Annotated in this window: 20 protein-coding genes; 12 read left to right on the plus strand and 8 right to left on the minus strand. The window is 65.7% G+C overall.

From position 1 onward, the window contains the following. Nucleotides 1–23 precede the first annotated feature (23 nt). Together tlpA and ACR65W_RS07060 are read left to right on the plus strand one after the other, a co-directional pair. On the plus strand, nucleotides 24–752 hold the full coding sequence (gene tlpA / locus ACR65W_RS07055; protein ID WP_434498679.1) for a thiol:disulfide interchange protein TlpA: 729 nt from the start codon (nucleotides 24–26) through the stop codon (nucleotides 750–752). Between the two features lie 89 nt (nucleotides 753–841). After that, nucleotides 842–1276, plus strand: a complete 435-nt coding sequence (locus ACR65W_RS07060; protein WP_256034850.1) for a GlcG/HbpS family heme-binding protein — start codon at nucleotides 842–844, stop codon at nucleotides 1274–1276. Between the two features lie 23 nt (nucleotides 1277–1299). Here ACR65W_RS07060 and ACR65W_RS07065 read toward each other — a convergent pair whose 3' ends face one another. Continuing rightward, nucleotides 1300–1809, minus strand: a complete 510-nt coding sequence (locus ACR65W_RS07065; protein WP_434502418.1) for a hypothetical protein — start codon at nucleotides 1807–1809, stop codon at nucleotides 1300–1302. A 169-nt stretch (nucleotides 1810–1978) separates the two neighbouring features. Here ACR65W_RS07065 and ACR65W_RS07070 point away from each other — a divergent pair, with 169 nt between their 5' ends. Continuing rightward, nucleotides 1979–2464, plus strand: coding sequence for a peroxiredoxin (locus ACR65W_RS07070; protein WP_175095029.1), 486 nt, complete (start codon nucleotides 1979–1981; stop codon nucleotides 2462–2464). Between the two features lie 40 nt (nucleotides 2465–2504). On the opposite strand, the gene ACR65W_RS07075 is transcribed toward ACR65W_RS07070, so the two are convergent. Continuing rightward, nucleotides 2505–3710, minus strand: a complete 1206-nt coding sequence (locus ACR65W_RS07075) for a phosphoglycerate kinase (protein WP_434498677.1) — start codon at nucleotides 3708–3710, stop codon at nucleotides 2505–2507. A gap of 72 nt (nucleotides 3711–3782) precedes the next feature. Beyond that, nucleotides 3783–4790 carry a type I glyceraldehyde-3-phosphate dehydrogenase gene (gene gap / locus ACR65W_RS07080; protein WP_434498676.1) on the minus strand — a complete coding sequence of 336 codons (1008 nt, stop codon included), beginning with the start codon at nucleotides 4788–4790 and terminating at the stop codon, nucleotides 3783–3785. 225 nt (nucleotides 4791–5015) lie between these two features. Between gap and ACR65W_RS07085 the strand changes: the two genes are divergently transcribed. Beyond that, a complete protein-coding gene (locus ACR65W_RS07085; protein WP_434498674.1) occupies nucleotides 5016–5339 on the plus strand; it encodes a DUF4164 family protein in 324 nt (107 codons plus the stop codon). A 1-nt stretch (nucleotide 5340) separates the two neighbouring features. Continuing rightward, complete coding sequence (locus ACR65W_RS07090) at nucleotides 5341–5724, plus strand: cell division protein ZapA (protein ID WP_434498673.1); 384 nt, start codon at nucleotides 5341–5343, stop codon at nucleotides 5722–5724. On the opposite strand, the gene ACR65W_RS07095 is transcribed toward ACR65W_RS07090, so the two are convergent. Beyond that, on the minus strand, nucleotides 5721–6371 hold the full coding sequence (locus tag ACR65W_RS07095) for a glutathione S-transferase family protein (RefSeq protein ID WP_434498836.1): 651 nt from the start codon (nucleotides 6369–6371) through the stop codon (nucleotides 5721–5723). The two genes, ACR65W_RS07090 and ACR65W_RS07095, sit on opposite strands and share 4 nt — an antisense overlap. An 87-nt stretch (nucleotides 6372–6458) precedes the next feature. After that, nucleotides 6459–7055 carry a hypothetical protein gene (locus ACR65W_RS07100; RefSeq protein ID WP_434498672.1) on the minus strand — a complete coding sequence of 199 codons (597 nt, stop codon included), beginning with the start codon at nucleotides 7053–7055 and terminating at the stop codon, nucleotides 6459–6461. A 313-nt stretch (nucleotides 7056–7368) separates the two neighbouring features. On the opposite strand from ACR65W_RS07100, the gene ACR65W_RS07105 reads away from it, so the two are divergent. The 6 genes from ACR65W_RS07105 (at nucleotide 7369) to ACR65W_RS07130 (ending at nucleotide 12050) form a co-directional block, all read left to right on the plus strand. Next, a complete protein-coding gene (locus ACR65W_RS07105; protein WP_434498671.1) occupies nucleotides 7369–8427 on the plus strand; it encodes an FAD-dependent oxidoreductase in 1059 nt (352 codons plus the stop codon). Further along, nucleotides 8402–8545, plus strand: a complete 144-nt coding sequence (thiS, locus tag ACR65W_RS07110) for a sulfur carrier protein ThiS (protein WP_328516948.1) — start codon at nucleotides 8402–8404, stop codon at nucleotides 8543–8545. Before ACR65W_RS07105 ends, thiS begins: the two co-directional genes overlap by 26 nt. 6 nt (nucleotides 8546–8551) lie before the next feature. Further along, on the plus strand, nucleotides 8552–9346 hold the full coding sequence (locus tag ACR65W_RS07115; protein WP_434498670.1) for a thiazole synthase: 795 nt from the start codon (nucleotides 8552–8554) through the stop codon (nucleotides 9344–9346). An 11-nt stretch (nucleotides 9347–9357) separates the two neighbouring features. Continuing rightward, a complete protein-coding gene (locus ACR65W_RS07120) occupies nucleotides 9358–10728 on the plus strand; it encodes a thiamine phosphate synthase (RefSeq protein ID WP_434498669.1) in 1371 nt (456 codons plus the stop codon). After that, the gene (locus ACR65W_RS07125) at nucleotides 10725–11576 is read left to right on the plus strand and encodes an SDR family oxidoreductase (RefSeq protein ID WP_434498668.1); all 852 of its coding nucleotides are present in this window, start codon (nucleotides 10725–10727) and stop codon (nucleotides 11574–11576) included. Before ACR65W_RS07120 ends, ACR65W_RS07125 begins: the two co-directional genes overlap by 4 nt. A 63-nt stretch (nucleotides 11577–11639) precedes the next feature. Beyond that, complete coding sequence (locus ACR65W_RS07130; protein WP_434498667.1) at nucleotides 11640–12050, plus strand: VOC family protein; 411 nt, start codon at nucleotides 11640–11642, stop codon at nucleotides 12048–12050. Nucleotides 12051–12086: 36 nt separating this feature from the next. Here ACR65W_RS07130 and ACR65W_RS07135 read toward each other — a convergent pair whose 3' ends face one another. Next, on the minus strand, nucleotides 12087–12584 hold the full coding sequence (locus ACR65W_RS07135) for a GNAT family N-acetyltransferase (RefSeq protein WP_434498666.1): 498 nt from the start codon (nucleotides 12582–12584) through the stop codon (nucleotides 12087–12089). Next, a complete protein-coding gene (locus ACR65W_RS07140; protein ID WP_196400278.1) occupies nucleotides 12581–12859 on the minus strand; it encodes a DUF1778 domain-containing protein in 279 nt (92 codons plus the stop codon). The genes ACR65W_RS07135 and ACR65W_RS07140 overlap by 4 nt, the downstream gene beginning before the upstream one ends. A 357-nt stretch (nucleotides 12860–13216) precedes the next feature. Here ACR65W_RS07140 and ispG point away from each other — a divergent pair, with 357 nt between their 5' ends. Next, nucleotides 13217–14515 carry a flavodoxin-dependent (E)-4-hydroxy-3-methylbut-2-enyl-diphosphate synthase gene (ispG, locus tag ACR65W_RS07145; protein WP_434498665.1) on the plus strand — a complete coding sequence of 433 codons (1299 nt, stop codon included), beginning with the start codon at nucleotides 13217–13219 and terminating at the stop codon, nucleotides 14513–14515. A 224-nt stretch (nucleotides 14516–14739) separates the two neighbouring features. Here ispG and ACR65W_RS07150 read toward each other — a convergent pair whose 3' ends face one another. Continuing rightward, nucleotides 14740–15681, minus strand: coding sequence for a uracil-DNA glycosylase (locus tag ACR65W_RS07150; protein ID WP_434501115.1), 942 nt, complete (start codon nucleotides 15679–15681; stop codon nucleotides 14740–14742). Nucleotides 15682–15707 lie beyond the last annotated feature (26 nt).

A 15707-nucleotide genomic window follows, 5' to 3' on the forward strand; every position in this document is an offset into this window, starting at 1 on the left:
TTTAACCTCGGAGCCCACGCCTCATGGCCAAACCGCCGCCGCCCCCGCGATCTTTCCTACTCGTCGTGAAGGCGGCCTCCATAACAATCGCGGCAAGCGTGGCGTTTCTATACGTGATCGGCAGCATGGGCGGCAAGAAACCGCCTGAACGCGCCGTGGATGAAGGCGCTCCCGCGGGCGCGGCCGATCAGAGCGCGGCTCCGGCGCCCGACGTTAACGCGGCCTGCGCGACGTCGACCAAGATCGCCGCCACTCTCAAAGATCTCGCGAAGGGCGAAGTCGCGGCGATGACGATCGCCACACAGCCGGAGCCGATGCCGGACTATGCCTTCGACGGACCCGATGGCGCGCCGGTTTCGCTCGGCTCCTTCAAGGGCAAGACGACGCTCCTCAATATCTGGGCGACCTGGTGCGTGCCCTGCCGCGCCGAGATGCCGGCGCTCGACAGGCTGCAAGAGGCCTTCGCCGGGCAGGACTTTCAAGTCGTCGCCGTCAACGTCGATACGACCCGTCTTGAAAGGGCGAAGGCGTTTCTCGCTGAGACGGGCGTCAAGTCGCTGACCTATTACGGCGACCCAAAGGCCAACCTCTTCTATGAGCTGAAGCAATCGGGCAAAGCGCTGGGTCTCCCCACCACGCTGTTGATCGGCGCGGACGGCTGCCAGATCGGGCTGATGAACGGTCCCGCCGCCTGGGACAGCGCGGACGCCAAGGCGCTGATCTCCCGCGCGCTCGAGACGCCTTCGAATTGATCGCGCAGCTGGCGTCCCTCGGGCCGCGAGCGCTCTAGCTTTGCGATCGAGGCCAGAGGCATCTGTTTTTTCAAAAGGGAGATCGGCGAATGCATGTTTCGATTGAACAGGCGGACCGAGCGATCGCCGCGGCGCGCCGGAAGGCCATCGAGCTCGGCACTCAGATGTGCATCGCCGTCGTCGATTCCGGCGGCGTCCTCAAGGCGTTCGAGCGGATGGACGACGCCTGGGTCGGCAGCATCGACATTGCGATGAAAAAGGCGAAGACCGCCGTCTTCTTCGGCATGCCGACAGGGCAGATCGGCAAGCTGTCGCAACCGGGCGGACCGCTCTACGGCATCGAGCATTCGAATGACGGGCTCATCACCTTTCCCGGCGGACTCCCCATCGTCGATGCTGACGGCGTGATGATCGGCGCCATCGGCGTCAGCGGTTCGGCCGTGGAGAATGATCATGCGGTCGCGCAGGCGGGCGTCGAGACGCTCGGCGTTTGGGATCTTCCCGAGCATCCCTGGCGCACCTGAACCGCGCGCGTTGGCGCGGCCGTTTAGCGCGGCTTTTTCTTGGGCTTTTTCCGCTTCGCGCCGGTCGTCGCGTCCGGCGTCGCCCGCTGGTCGGACGGCGCCGCGGCCGGCGGCGAAGGCTGCGCCGGCGGGGCTACCTCCTCCGGTAAAGACGGCGCAGCGGATTCAGCCGGCGGCGCGGCCTCGGGTTCGGGCGGCGGCGCGCTCGACGCGCCGCTCTCTTCGACGGGCTGCGCATCGGGAGCGGCCGGAGGCTGCGACCGCGAGGCGGCGAACCACCACGTCGCTGCGGCAAGAGTCAGAATTGCGAGCGCCACCAAGAAGGCGATCCCGCCCCCACTCCCGCCGGAGCGTCGTGGCGGCGGCGGATCGGAAGCGGGCCGCGGCGGCGGCGTTTGCACGCTCCTCTTTGTGAGGACCGGCGCGCGTCGCGCAGGCGAATCGGGCGAATCAGGCGACACGGCGCGATACTGGCTCCATACCCATGCGGAGGGGGGCGTCTCGCCGCCGCCTCCATTTCGAGAATCCGACATTGGCCCGTCCTCCAGAAGCGAATCGTCTGCGCCGGCCGCTTGCGCATGTTGCCTCGCCTCAGCGAAGCTCACAAGTGCGCTGCAAGCAGGTCGCGCCGCGCAGGCGACACAAAGCCAGGAAGCGCGCTATCTAGTCTGGGCCTTACCCTAAAGCAGAGCGAGATCGTGCATGACCATTAAAGCTGGAGACCGACTCCCCGACGTGAAGCTGACCGTCATGGGCAAGAATGGACCTGAGCCGGTCGCCACGAAAGACTATTTTGCGGGACGCAGGGTGGCGCTCTTCAGCGTTCCCGGCGCCTATACGCCGACTTGCCACAAGAAACATCTGCCTGGCTTCATCGCCAAGGCGGATGAAATCAAATCGAAAGGCGTGGACGCGGTGGCGGTCACGGCGGTCAATGACATTTTCGCGCTCGACGCCTGGGTGAAGGAGTCGGGAGGCGGCGACAAGATCGACGCGCTCGCCGATGGTTCGGCGACCTTCGCCAAAGCGCTCGGCGTCGAACTCGATCTGACCGACGCGGGGCTTGGCGTGCGCGGCAAGCGCTATTCGGCGCTTATCGACGACGGCGTCGTCAAATGGATCAATGTCGAGGAGAATTCGAGCGAAGCGACGGTCTCGACCGCCGAAGCCACTCTCGCCCATCTCTAGGCGTTCCTTCCCAAGAAACGCGGACCAAGCGGCCGCGATTTCAGCGCTGTGAAGATTGCATCAGCGCCGCGACGCCCGGCAGCGTCTTTCCTTCGAGCCATTCGAGAAAGGCGCCGCCGGCCGTCGACACATAGGAAAATTCCTGCGCGACATGCGCCTGATTGAGCGCCGCCACGGTGTCGCCGCCGCCGGCGATCGAGAGCAGCTTGCCCTCGACGGTGAGCCGCGCCGCGGTCTGCGCGACGGCGTTGGTGCCTTGGTCGAAAGGCGGCAGTTCGAACGCGCCGAACGGGCCGTTCCACACTAACGTCTTGCACGCAGCGAGCAGCGACTCGACATGCGCGATCGATTTCGGCCCGACGTCGAGGATCATGTCATTTTCGCCAACATGATCGACAGAGACGATATGCGACGGCGCATGCGCCTCGAATTTTTGCGCGACCGTGGCGTCGATCGGCAGAATGACGTCGCAGCCGGCTTTCTCGGCTTTGACGAGGATTTCCCGCGCGGCCCCGGCGAGATCATGTTCGCACAGCGACTTGCCGACGGGCTTGCCTTGCGCCGCCAGGAAAGTGTTGGCCATGCCGCCGCCGATGACGAGATATTCAACCTTCGCGACGAGATTGCCCAGGAGTTCGAGCTTCGTCGACACTTTCGCGCCGCCGACGATCGCCATGACCGGTCGCTGCGGATTGGCGAGCGCGGATTGCAACGCTTCGAGCTCCGCCTGCATGGCGCGGCCGGCGTAGGCCGGCAGCCTGTGGGCTATCCCTTCGGTCGACGCGTGCGCGCGGTGCGCCGCCGAAAAGGCGTCGCTGACGAAGATATCGCCGCTCTTGGCGAGCGCGTCGATAAAGTCGGCGGCGTTCTTTTCTTCGCCCTTGTGGAAACGCGTGTTCTCAAGCAAGGCGACGTCGCCGTCCTTGAGCCCGTCGACGATCTTCGCCGCAGCGTCGCCGACGCAATCGTCGGCAAAGGCGATCTTGCGTTTGAGAAAATGTTCCAGCGTCGGGATGACCTGGCGCAGCGAGTCCTCATCGACGCGCTGGCCCTTCGGTCGGCCAAAATGCGAAAGCAGAATGACTCTGCCGCCTTTTTCCACGATCTCGTTGATCGTCGGCAGCGCGCGCTCGATGCGCGTCGCGTCGGTGACGCGCCCATCCTCCATCGGCACATTGAGATCGACGCGCAGCAGCACGCGCTTTCCTTTGACGTCGACGTCGTCGAGAGTGTGGAAAGCGGTCATGTCGGGCGTCCAATCGCGGCTTGAAAGGCAAACGCGGACCCGAAAGTCCGCGCCGACGTGGTGGAACAATGCTTACAGAAGCTTGCCGATCACGCTCGCCACATCCGTCATGCGGCCCGAGAAGCCCCATTCATTGTCGTACCAGGACAGGATCGACACGAGATTGCCGTCGAGGACCTTGGTCTGGTCCAGATGGAAGCAGGACGAGAGCGGATTGTGGTTGAAGTCGATCGACACGAGCTTCTCGCTCGTATAGCCGAGCACGCCCTTGAGCGGACCATCGGCGGCGGCCTTGATCGCGGCGTGCACCTCGTCCTTCGTCGTCGCCCGCTTGGCGACAAACTTCAGATCGACCGCCGAGACGTTGGGCGTCGGCACGCGAATGGCGTAGCCGTCGAGCTTACCGTTCAGCTCCGGCAGCACGAGTCCGACGGCCTTCGCCGCGCCCGTCGAGGTCGGGATCATCGACAGCGCCGCCGCGCGGGCGCGGTAGAGATCCTTATGCATCGTGTCGAGCGTCGGCTGATCGCCCGTATAGGCGTGGATCGTCGTCATGATCCCCTTGTCGATGCCGATCGCCTCATGCAGCACCTTGGCGACCGGCGCGAGACAGTTGGTCGTGCAGGACGCGTTGGAAATGACGAGATGGTCCTTGGTGATCTTGTCGTGATTGACGCCATAGACGACCGTAATGTCGGCGCCTTCAGCGGGCGCTGAAACCAGCACGCGCTTGGCGCCCGCGTCGAGCAGCAATTTCGCCTTGTCGCGCGCGGTGAAAAGCCCGGTGCATTCCAGCGCGATGTCGATCTTGAGGTCCTTGTAGGGAAGCTCGGCCGGATTTTTGATGGCGGTCACCTGGATGGGGCCGCGGCCGACGTCGATCGTGTTTCCGGCGACTTTCACCTCATGCGGGAAGCGGCCGTGCACGGAATCATATCGCAACAGATGCGCATTGGTCTCGACCGGGCCGAGATCGTTGATGGCGACGACTTCGAGGTCCGTGCGTCCGGTCTCGATGATATAGCGCAGGATGTTGCGGCCGATGCGCCCGAATCCGTTGATCGCCACTCTCACGGTCATTTGGAAAATCTCCTTGCGCCGCTGGAACTCCGCGGCCCTCGCCATCGAGCCTGTGGGCTCTGGAGGCGAGCGTGTGATAGCACCTCGCGCCCCCCTGTCAACGCGCCAAGGTCGCGCCAATTGGCGCGGTTTCGATTTGCGCGATTCATGCTAGGAACAGGCTGGCAAGCGAATCGTTCGGCGCGGTCGCCGCGCCGCAAAGCCATGCACATTCCGCGACCGGCGATGACCCATTCAGATAAGCGCGACGAAGAAAACGCCAAGAGGCTCGAGGCCGCCGTCGCAGAGCTGCAGACGGCGCTCGCTCAACTGGAGCGCACTGTCGCCGCAAAGCTCGAAGACGAGCTGTCCAGCGCCGAACTCGAAGAAGAACTCGCCATCATGCAGGACGATCGGTCGCGTCTCGGCCTCGATCTCGACGCCGCGCTGGCGCGGCAGAACGCCCTGGAGAAGAGCCGCGACGAGGTGCTGCGAAGGCTTGAAGCCGCGAGCGAAGGCGTCACTGCGGCGCTCGGCGCGGCGGGCGTCGCCTCGACCCAAGAGGATTGACATGGCCGCCGTCGTCGTCGCCATCGCCGGTCGCACCTATCGCATGTCCTGCGAAGAGGGCGAGGAGCAGCGGATCGAAGAGCTCGCGCGTTACGTGGAAAGCAAGATCCAGTCGATGCGCGAGAGCTTCGGCGAGATCGGCGAGCAGCGCATCATCGTGATGGCCGCGCTCGCAATCGCCGACGAGGCGACGGACGCACGCGCCAAAGCGCAGGCGACGGAAACCGAGATCGCTGCGCTGCGCGCCGAGTTCGACGCCGCACGCAAGGCGAGCGACGCCGCGTCGGCGCGCGCCGCCAAGGCGCTTGTCGACGCGACGCGCCGGATCGTGAAGCTCAATGGCGAACTGTCGCCGCCCGCCGCATCGCCGGACGATGGTCTCTAGGCCCAGGATGCGGCGGTGAAAACCGCCAGTTGAGCCTCGAAAGCGCGCTTGTATGCGGGCCGCGCTTCGCCGCGGGCGACATAGGCGGAGAGGTTCGGATATTGGTCCAGTAGACCCGACGCTTTCACCCTGAGCAGCACCGACGCCATCATCAGGTCGCCGGCGCTGAACGGACCATCGAGCCAGTCGGCATCGCCAAGGCGACGGGAAAGTTGGCCCAACCGGTTACGGACGCGATCCTCGACGAGAGGCAGACGCTGCTCGTACCAGGCCTCGTCGCGCTCCAGAAGCCTGGCGAATGCAAGATCGACGATTGGCGGCTCGATCGTGCTGAGCGCTGCAAACATCCATGTGATCGCGCGCGCCCGGGCGTTCGCATCGTCTGGCAGCAGGCCGGCATGGCGCTGCGCGATATGGAATACGATCGCCCCCGACTCGAATAGGGCGAGACCGCCTTCTTCATAGGTCGGAATCTGCCCGAAAGGATGAAGCGCGAGATGCGCGGGCTCCTTCATCGCTTTGAATGAAAGAAGACGAACGTCGTAGGGTTGGCCCACTTCTTCGAGCGCCCAGCGAACGCGCATGTCACGCGCCAGTCCCTTGCCGCCATCGGGCGACCGTTCAAAGGCGGTAATGGTGGGGGTCATCGGAAAGCCCGCCGACAGCCGCTGGTCTCCTCGACTCATCGGCGGCACTCGGTCAATGAGTCATGACCCCGGATTGCCCGCTTAAGATTACTTCGTCACGCCCCAATCTTCGAAACTCGGGTCGCGCTTGGCTTTTTCGAGATTGTCCGCCTGTTCCGACAATTGATAATTTCGGTTTTGCGCCGCCATGGCCTCGGCGCCGTCCTTCATAATCGCGATTTTCATCTGCTCTGTGGCGAGGCGATTGAGTTCATTGATCCACTGATTGAGAGCGAGCAGCAAGTTGCGTTTGCGCTCTCGCTGAATGTCATGCGACGAATCATTGTTCTCGGACAGCGCGAGTTCTTGCTGAGTTTCGGCGATCGTCGCATCGAGCTTCTTGACCTTCTCCTCCGCCGCCGCGACCTGGTCCGGAGCGTCGGACTTGGCTTTTTCGAGCGCCGCTTCGGCTTCAGCGCGCGCCTTCTTGAGATTGTCGAGGCCGTTCTGCAGCCATTTCGACTGGATATTGAGGAGCGAGGCGCGCGGAACCCCGCTGAGGCTCAGCGAATTTGGAATGGGAAAATATTCGCCAAGCTGCGCGGCCCCGGCCGGCGCCGCAGAAATCGCGCAGGCGAGCAGTCCATAGAGGACGGCGCCGGCCAACGTCCTGCGGACGCTGGCCGTTTTGCTGATGAAGCTCATGAGTTTCTCCCGGTATGCTGCGCTTTTTTTAGCGCGCTTTTCTTTGCGCAAACTGAGCCATCGCTTGACGTCTGGCAAGCCCCGGCGCGGCGCGGCGACCTAAAGGAGTCGAGCGCAGCGCTTGACTGCCTCTGCGCTTCGCGCCAGCCTGCCTCTGCCGGGGGAGCCCGCCCGGCGGCGCGCCAACGACGCCGCCACGGGGCTGAGAGGCCGCAAGACGCGCGAAACGCGGGGGGCGGCGACCCTTCGAACCTGATCCAGTTGAGACTGGCGGAGGGATGGTGTCAGCGAAATTTCCCAAAAGGCGGCGCTCATGTTCGCGCGCGTGATCGGCGCCGGCGTCGCCGGACTCTGCGCCGCCTATGCGCTCGCCAGGAAGGGCGTGGAGGTGGAGATCGTCGAGCGCGAGTCTGCGCCGGGCCTTGGCTGCTCGCGCTTCGCCGGCGGCATGATCGCGCCCTGGTGCGAACTGGAAAGCGCCGAGCCCCTGGTCGCGACGCTCGGCGAAGAAGCGCTCGACTTCTGGTCGCGCGAGCTCGGCGTCGCGACGGTCGCCGGCAGTCTTGTCGTGACGCCGGCTCGGGAGCGCGCCGAACTCGCCGATTTCGCCCGGCGCACCCGCAATTTCGACTCGCTGGACGCAAAGGATATCGCGGCGCTCGAGCCAGATCTCGCTGGGCGCTTCGACGCCGCGTTGTTTTTTCGGCGAGAAGCGCATCTCGATCCCCGCGCGGCGCTTATCGCGCTGACCGAGCGCCTCGCGCAAACGCCGAATGTGACGCTGCATTTTCTGCAGGACGCCGCCGCACGGGAGACGATCCCGGATTGGATAATCGACTGCCGCGGCTTTGCGGCGCGCGACGCGCTCCCCGGCCTGCGCGGCGTGAAGGGCGAAATGCTGATTTTGCGCAGCGAGGAGATTTCTCTGGCGCGTCCCGTACGCATGCTGCATCCGCGCCGGCCGGTTTATGTCGTGCCGCGCGGCGAGGGGCTGTTCATGGTCGGCGCGACGATGATCGAGAATGAGGAGCGCGCGCGGGTCACCGCGCGGTCGGTCGTCGAACTCGTCAACTCCGCTTTTGCGGTCCACCCGGCCTTCGCCGAGGCCGAAATTGTCGAGACCGGCTCGGACCTCCGACCTGCCTTCGCCGACAATCTGCCACGTCTTTTGAAGCGGGGTCGCACACTCTATATCAATGGGCTCTACCGCCACGGGTTCCTGCTTGCGCCGGCGCTGGCGCGCCGCGCGGCCGAGGTCATTGTAAACGACGGTTATTTCCCAGAGGTGATGGATGCTGATTCAAATCAACGGGCGGCCGCAGGATGTGAGCGCGACCACGTTGCAAATGCTGCTGGACGAGCTGGGATATGATGAAAAGACCGTCGGCACCGCTTTGAACCAGGAATTCGTGCGCGCCAAGGACCGCGCCGAGACGCGGCTTCGCGAAGGCGACGCCGTCGAGATCGTAACGCCGAGACAGGGCGGGTGAGCGAGCTTGATCCATCATGACCCGGTGACGCTTTACGGTGTGGCGCTGTCCTCGCGGCTGCTGCTCGGCACCGCGCGCTATTCGTCGCCAGCAATCCTCGCCGAGGCCATTCGCGCATCGGGATGCGAGATCGTCACCGTCTCGCTCCGGCGCGAGGCCGGCGGCGCGCGCGCGGGCGAGGCCTTCTGGAGCCTCATCCGCGACGTCGGCGTGCGCGTGCTCCCCAATACCGCCGGCTGCCGCACCGCCAAGGAGGCGATCGCGACCGCGCAAATGGCGCGGGAAGTCTTCGCGACCGACTGGATCAAACTGGAAGTGATCGGAGAAGAGGACACGCTACAGCCCGACGTCTTCGGGCTCGTCGAAGCGGCGCGCGCGCTCGCCGACGACGGCTTCAAGGTCTTTCCCTACACGACCGACGATCTGGTGGTGGCGGAAAAGCTGCTCGACGCCGGCTGCCGCGTGCTGATGCCCTGGGCGGCGCCGATCGGCTCCGGTCGCGGCGTCAACGACGCTTTCGCCTTGCGGGCGCTGCGCGCGCATTTTCCCGATACGCCCCTCATTGTCGATGCGGGACTTGGCGCGCCGTCTCACGCGGCGCACGTTATGGAGATGGGCTATGACGCCGTGCTGCTCAACACCGCCGTTTCCTGCGCCGGCGACCCCGTTTTGATGGCGCGCGCCTTCGCTCTCGCGATCGAAGCGGGCCGCGCCGGCTTCCGCGCGCAGCCGATGACGCCGCGCGACATGGCGGAGCCTTCGACGCCCATCATTGGCCGTCCTTTCGACAGACTCGCGTAGGGAAACGGCTGGTGGCGGCGCTGAGGCTCGATCCCTTCTATCTCATCGTCGACGACGCCGATTGGCTTTCCCGCCTGCTGCCGCAGGGCGCTAAGCTCGTGCAGCTGCGGGTGAAGGATCGCGACGAGCCTGACGTGAGGGCGCAGATCGCGACAGCGCGCGAAATCTGCGCGCGACATGGCGCGCAGCTCGTCGTCAACGACTACTGGCGGCTGGCGATGGAGGAAGGCTGCGACTTCGTCCACCTCGGCCAGGGCGATCTCGACGCGGCGGACATCCCGGCGTTGCGCCGCGCCGGCGTCAGGATCGGCGTTTCGACGCATGACGAAGCCGAACTTGGCCGGGCGCTTTCCCTCGGCGCGGACTATGTCGCGCTGGGGCCAATCTATCCCACGCTGCTGAAACAGATGGACTTTGCGCCGCAGGGCCTCGCCCGGCTGGGCGCCTGGAAGGCGCGGATCGGCGCGACGCCTCTTGTCGCGATCGGCGGACTGACCGCGGAGCGCGCCATCGCCGCGCTTGCCGCGGGCGCCGACAGCGCCTGCGTCGTCACCGACATTTTGCGCAACGCCGATCCGGAGGCGCGCGCGCGGGAATGGCGATCGACGACGCAGCCCTGGCGTGAGCGCGAGGGTTTTTTCGAGCCGGACCACGCCGCCGCGCGCGTCTGCCCCTCCCCCAATCACGGCGCGCGCCTGCGGCCGATCTCGTCGCTGGTGCTCCATTACACGGGGATGCAAACCGGGGAGGCGGCGCTCGCCCTGCTCTGCAATCCGCGCTCCGAGGTCTCGGCGCATTATGTCGTCGAGGAGGATGGGCGCGTGCTGCAGCTCGTGCCGGAGTCGCGGCGCGCCTGGCATGCCGGGATAAGCTGCTGGGCCGGCGAAACCGACATGAACTCCGCCTCGATCGGGATCGAAATCGTTCATCCCGGCCACGACGACCCGCGTCCCTATCCGGCGGCCCAGATCGAGGCGACGGCGGCGCTCGCGAAGGACATTTGCCGGCGCCATGCGATACCGCCCGAGCGCGTGCTGGCGCATTCCGACATTGCCCCGGGCCGCAAACGGGACCCGGGCGAGTTCTTTCCTTGGGAAGAGCTCGCACGCCGCGGCGTCGGGCGAATCGTCGAAGAAAGCCTTGGCGCAGGCGCGACGACGATCTCGCTTGGCGACGCGGGCGCCAAGGTCGCCTCCCTCCAGCGCGACCTCGCAGCTTATGGCTATCGCGTGGAGCAAACCGGCGTCTATGACGCGCAGACGGTCCAGGCGGTCGAGGCGTTTCAGCGCCACTTCCGCCGCACCCAAGTAGACGGCCGCGCCGACGGCGAAACGCGCGTGGCGCTCGCGAACCTCCTCGCGACATTCGGGGAACGCGTATGAAGGCCGTCGTCGTGACGGGCGCCTCGACCGGGATCGGCGCGGCCTGCGTCGACCTATTGGTCGAGAACGGGTTTCTGGTTTTCGCATCGGTCCGCAAGGACTCCGACGCCGCCACACTTACGGCTCGACATGGCGCGTCCGTCATTCCGCTCCTCTTCGACGTGACCGACGCCGAATCCATCGCGGCCGCCGCGCGAGACGTCGAGGCGCGGCTCGATGGCGCAACGCTCGCCGGCCTCGTCAACAACGCCGGCGTCGCCGTCCCTGGACCGCTGCTGCATCTGCCGATCGACGACTTTCGACGCCAGATCGAGATCAATCTCGTTGCGCAGCTTCAAGTCATTCAGGCCTTTGCGCCCCTGCTTGGCGCGGGCGCGCAGCGGCGCGGCGCGCCCGGCCGCATCGTCAATATGAGTTCGGTCGCCGGTCGCTCCGCCGCCCCTTTTCTCGGCGCCTACGCCGCATCGAAATTCGGGTTAGAGGGCATGTCGGACGCGCTGCGCCGCGAGCTGATCGTGTATGGCGTCGACGTCGTCCTGGTCGAGCCGGGGATGATCGCGACGCCGATCTGGGACAAGGCCGAAGAGACCGATCTCGCGATGTTCGAGGGCACGGCCTATGCCGCGCCAGGCCGGAGGATGCTGAAATGGCTTGTCGAGGCCGGCCGCCGCGCGCCCGGTCCCGAGGTCGTCGCGCGCGCCGTGTTGCGGGCGCTGACGGCCACGCGCCCGCCCGTCCGTATCCCGGTCGTCAGGAATCGCTTTACGGACTATACGCTCCGCAGCCTATTGCCGGCGCGGTTCGTCGACTGGCTGATGGCGCGCCGGCTGGGGTTGGCGCCAAAATAGGCGACCGCCCTGGGACGATCCTTCCGATCGTCCGCAACGATGTTGAACTGAAAAGGAGAGGCTATGTCCAACGCCAATGACTGTGGCGCGCCGCCCAAACATGGCGCGGTGTGCTGGAGCGAACTCAATGTCCACGATGTCGAGCGGGCGAAGAAATTTTACAGCCAAACTCTTGGCTGGAGCTTCGAGGGAATGCCCATGGACGGCGCCACATACTGGATCATCAGTTCGCAGGGCGCGCAGGTCGGCGGCATGTTCGAGATGAAAGCCCCGGAACTGGCGAGCGTTCCAGAACACTGGCTGACCTATATCGGCGTCGATGACGTCGACGCCCGCCTGGAGAAGGCCAAAGCCGCCGGCGCCACGATCTGCAAGGACGCCTTCGAGATCCCCGGCGTCGGCCGCATGGCCGTGCTGCAGCAGCCGGGCGGCGCCTTCGTCGCCTGGATGACGCCGAAGCCGCCGAGCGCCTAGACGGAAGGTCTCGGCCGTGCAGGACCTCATCGCCGGCTACCGCATGCTCGCCGCGCGCAGATCAGAAAGCGTCGCCATGAGCGTCAAGGGTTCGAATGGCGAAGGTTCGAAGCCCGCCGCCAGATAGAAGGCGGCGGCCTCAGCGGATATGGCGTGGACCAAGACGCCTCTGATTCCGATCATCTCGGCTGCGTGGATAACGCGCTGGGTGGCGTCGCGGATGAGCGCGCGACCAAGACCCTGGTTCTGGCGCGTGCGATCGATCGCCAATCGGCCAAGCACCGCCACCGGAACAGGATCGGGCATATTGCGCCGAAGCCTTGGCGACGCGGCGATAACCGCGACCGCTCCGGAGGCGAGCGCGTAATAGGCGACAACGTGAGAACCATCGCAGACGACGTAAGTTCGGGACGCGCCGCTCGCCTGATTGGCGCGGGCGCGGCGTCTCAGCCAGTCGTCGAGCGCGGAAACGCCGCAGTCGAAAGCGGAGAGTTCGTCGGCGTCGGATATCGGGCGGGGAGGACTGGGCTTCACTCCCACGGCGCTTTGGTCGTCATCATGCGCCGCAATTTCTCGTTCGGCGCGGGCGGCGCATCGAGGCGTTCGACGAAGCGCGCATAGTCTTCCGAGCTGACATTGAACAGCGTGCGGTCCAGCAACGCGTCCTGGGCGGCGCGGCGGCCGGCGTCGAGCAGAAAATCCGTGCGCGTCTTGCCGAGAAGCGTCGCTGCGCGCGCGATGAGTTCGCGGTCCTCAGGCTTAACTCGAAGATTGAGCGTTTCGCGCTTCGCATCAGGGTTGGCCGCCATGACGGTTTTCTCCAGCAATTCGCTTACTTTTAGCATGACGTAACGACGATGTCATTACCTTCACAAGGTAGCAGATGCCACGTCACAAGCCGCAAACGCCCGATCGCTTACGCTGCCACCACCAGCGAATCGGAGCCGTGGAAAATGTTACATCTATTTGGCGGAGCCTCCTTCAAGTTGGAATGTTCTCTGGGTCGGGCATCCCTTGCGCTAAGGGCTAAACTGAATGTTCGACTCCTAGCGTTGGCCGCTGTCGTCGTGGGCGTTGCCGCGATCGCCCTTCGGCATTGGGCGGCTTGACCTCAAACCCGTTACGGGCGACCTATCGGCGTCCGCAACGACCGCCGAAACGACCCCATGAACGAAGCCGCATCCGAGACCCGACTGCCCGACCCGGTCGCCGCCGAGCCGGCGCCCCGCCACCGCACATGCGCGGTGGCTGTTGGCGCGGGTCCCGCCGCGGTGATCGTCGGCGGCGGCGCGCCCGTCGTCGTCCAGTCCATGACCAACACCGACACGGCGGATGTCGAGTCGACCGTGACGCAGGTTCTGGCGCTGGCGCAGCAGGGCTCGGAGCTGGTCCGCATCACCGTCGATCGCGACGAGGCGGCGGCAGCCGTGCCGCATATTTTCGAGAAGCTCGCGCAGAAGGGATGCCACGTCCCGCTCATCGGCGATTTCCACTACATCGGCCACAAGCTGCTCGCCGATCATCCCGCCTGCGGCGAGGCGCTGGCCAAATACCGGATCAATCCGGGCAACGTCGGCTTCAAGGAAAAGAAGGACAAGCAGTTCGCCTCGATCGTCGAACTTGCCGCCAAGCACGGCAAGGCGGTGCGGATCGGCGCCAATTGGGGCTCGCTCGATCAGGAGCTGCTCACCTATCTGATGGACGTCAACGCCGCTTCCGACAGGCCGCTCGACGCGCGCGCCGTGATGCGCGAGGCGCTGACCCGTTCGGCGCTGATGTCGGCGAAGCGCGCCGAGGAGATCGGCCTTGCGAAGGACCGCATCGTCATTTCGGCGAAGGTCTCGGCGGTGCAGGATCTCATCGCCTGCTACCGGATGCTCGCGCAGCGCAGCGACTATGCGCTGCATCTTGGCCTCACCGAGGCCGGCATGGGCTCGAAGGGCGTCGTCGCCTCCTCGGCCGCGCTCGGCGTGCTGCTGCAGGACGGCATCGGCGATACGATCCGCGTGTCGCTGACGCCCGAACCCGGCGGCGACCGTGCGCTCGAAGTGCGCGTCGCCCAGGAAATTCTGCAGACCATGGGCTTTCGCACCTTCGTGCCGCTCGTCGCGGCCTGCCCCGGGTGCGGGCGCACCACCTCGACCGTGTTTCAGGAACTCGCGCGCGACATCCAGGCGCATATCCGCGAGCGGATGGCGGCCTGGCGCGCGCAATATCCAGGCGTCGAGACGCTCAATGTCGCGGTGATGGGCTGTATCGTGAACGGTCCCGGCGAGTCGAAACACGCCGACATCGGCATTTCGCTGCCCGGCACGGGGGAGACTCCGGCCGCGCCGGTCTTCATCGACGGCAAGAAGGCGATGACCTTGCGGGGCGAGGGCATCGCCGAGGAATTCACCCGCATCGTCGACGATTACATCGTGCGCCGCTTCGGCGGCGGCGCGAAGGGCGAAGCGGCGGAGTAGGCGCCGCCCCCACCCCAACCCTCCCCCGCTTCGCGGGAGAGGGAGCAGTCCGCGCCTTCATTCCGATTTCCGCAAGAGCTTGCGTGATCCTGTTCGCGCAATGCGGCTCGTTAGGGTCCCCTCTCCCATCCGAAGTCGGCTGTTGCCGACTTCGGCGTCGATGCGCAAACCGGGAACACCCGGTTTGCGAAGCGGGGGAGGGACGGGGAGGGGGAGCGCACCAATCAGCGATGCTCTTGTTCCAGCGCCTCCGCCGCCTTTCGCAGATCGCGCCAGGCGGCGGGCTTCAGCGCCGCGCTTTTCAGCATCGCTTCGAGGCTCGAAAAGACGTAGGCGCGCGCGACATGCGCGCCGCAGCGCGCTTCAAACGCCTTGCCGCGCAGCTTTCCGACCGGCTCGTTCGTCGTCAGCATGATCCTCGCCGGCGCTTCGCCAAAAATCAGCAGAACGTCCGGCCGCGCCGATTCGACCCGGCGGCGCGCGAAGGGCGCGAAGATCGCCGCTTCATGCGGGCTCAGCGCGCGATCGCCGGGCGGGCGCCAGGGCGAGACATAGGCGAGAGTGGCGCTGGAGCGATCGAAGCCGATCGCCGCCAGCATATTGTCGAGGAGTTTAGACGAAAGCCCGCTGAACGCCTCGCCGCTTGTTTCTTCCGTCACGCCCGGCGCGGCGTCGAACGCCATGAGTCGCGCTCCGGGGGCGCCGGCGCCGAATAGAAAATGCTGCGCCATGTCGCGAAACGGCGCGTGGGGAAAATCGGCCAGACGCGCGGCGAGATCGTCAAGATCGCGCGCGCCGGACGCCTCCTGCTCCGCGGCGCGAATGGCTTCATCCGGCGCGGCGATCGGCGCCGCGGCGCGGCGCGGGCGTTCGGCGGCCGTCGGCTGCGGCAAGGTTCGAAGCACCGCCATCGATTCGGCTGGCTCGGTCAGCGACGCCGCGACCGCGCGCGCGCTATCCGCGTAGCGGTCGTGCGGCGCCTCGTCGAGCGCGAGATCGACGCCGCTTTGAACATACCAGTCGAGCAAGGCCATGAGGGCGTTAGCATTTTCCGGAAGGTCGGCGCGCATGACATTGAGACTAAACGAAGCTGGCGCGAGATCAACCGAAGCGGTGTGGAGCCGCACATTTTGCGGCGGCGATACGCGCAATCTATATTGCGCCAAATCAAAGCTCTTTCTCGATGAGACAG

It is taken from the genome of Methylocystis sp. (genome assembly GCF_051062815.1).
GTDB lineage: Bacteria > Pseudomonadota > Alphaproteobacteria > Rhizobiales > Beijerinckiaceae > Methylocystis.

Bases quoted from the DNA above. Each gene is read 5' to 3' on its own strand.
- ACR65W_RS07130 (WP_434498667.1), top strand. From the start codon at position 11,640: ATGTCCAACGCCAATGACTGTGGCGCGCCGCCCAAACATGGCGCGGTG.
- ACR65W_RS07125 (WP_434498668.1), top strand. From the start codon at position 10,725: ATGAAGGCCGTCGTCGTGACGGGCGCCTCGACCGGGATCGGCGCGGCC.
- ACR65W_RS07065 (WP_434502418.1), bottom strand. From the start codon at position 1,809: ATGTCGGATTCTCGAAATGGAGGCGGCGGCGAGACGCCCCCCTCCGCA.
- tlpA (WP_434498679.1), top strand. From the start codon at position 24: ATGGCCAAACCGCCGCCGCCCCCGCGATCTTTCCTACTCGTCGTGAAG.
- ACR65W_RS07090 (WP_434498673.1), top strand. From the start codon at position 5,341: ATGGCCGCCGTCGTCGTCGCCATCGCCGGTCGCACCTATCGCATGTCC.
- ACR65W_RS07140 (WP_196400278.1), bottom strand. From the start codon at position 12,859: ATGGCGGCCAACCCTGATGCGAAGCGCGAAACGCTCAATCTTCGAGTT.
- ACR65W_RS07060 (WP_256034850.1), top strand. From the start codon at position 842: ATGCATGTTTCGATTGAACAGGCGGACCGAGCGATCGCCGCGGCGCGC.
- ACR65W_RS07100 (WP_434498672.1), bottom strand. From the start codon at position 7,055: ATGAGCTTCATCAGCAAAACGGCCAGCGTCCGCAGGACGTTGGCCGGC.
- ACR65W_RS07105 (WP_434498671.1), top strand. From the start codon at position 7,369: ATGTTCGCGCGCGTGATCGGCGCCGGCGTCGCCGGACTCTGCGCCGCC.
- ACR65W_RS07095 (WP_434498836.1), bottom strand. From the start codon at position 6,371: ATGACCCCCACCATTACCGCCTTTGAACGGTCGCCCGATGGCGGCAAG.
- thiS (WP_328516948.1), top strand. From the start codon at position 8,402: ATGCTGCTGGACGAGCTGGGATATGATGAAAAGACCGTCGGCACCGCT.
- ACR65W_RS07085 (WP_434498674.1), top strand. From the start codon at position 5,016: ATGACCCATTCAGATAAGCGCGACGAAGAAAACGCCAAGAGGCTCGAG.
- ispG (WP_434498665.1), top strand. From the start codon at position 13,217: ATGAACGAAGCCGCATCCGAGACCCGACTGCCCGACCCGGTCGCCGCC.
- ACR65W_RS07075 (WP_434498677.1), bottom strand. From the start codon at position 3,710: ATGACCGCTTTCCACACTCTCGACGACGTCGACGTCAAAGGAAAGCGC.
- gap (WP_434498676.1), bottom strand. From the start codon at position 4,790: ATGACCGTGAGAGTGGCGATCAACGGATTCGGGCGCATCGGCCGCAAC.
- ACR65W_RS07070 (WP_175095029.1), top strand. From the start codon at position 1,979: ATGACCATTAAAGCTGGAGACCGACTCCCCGACGTGAAGCTGACCGTC.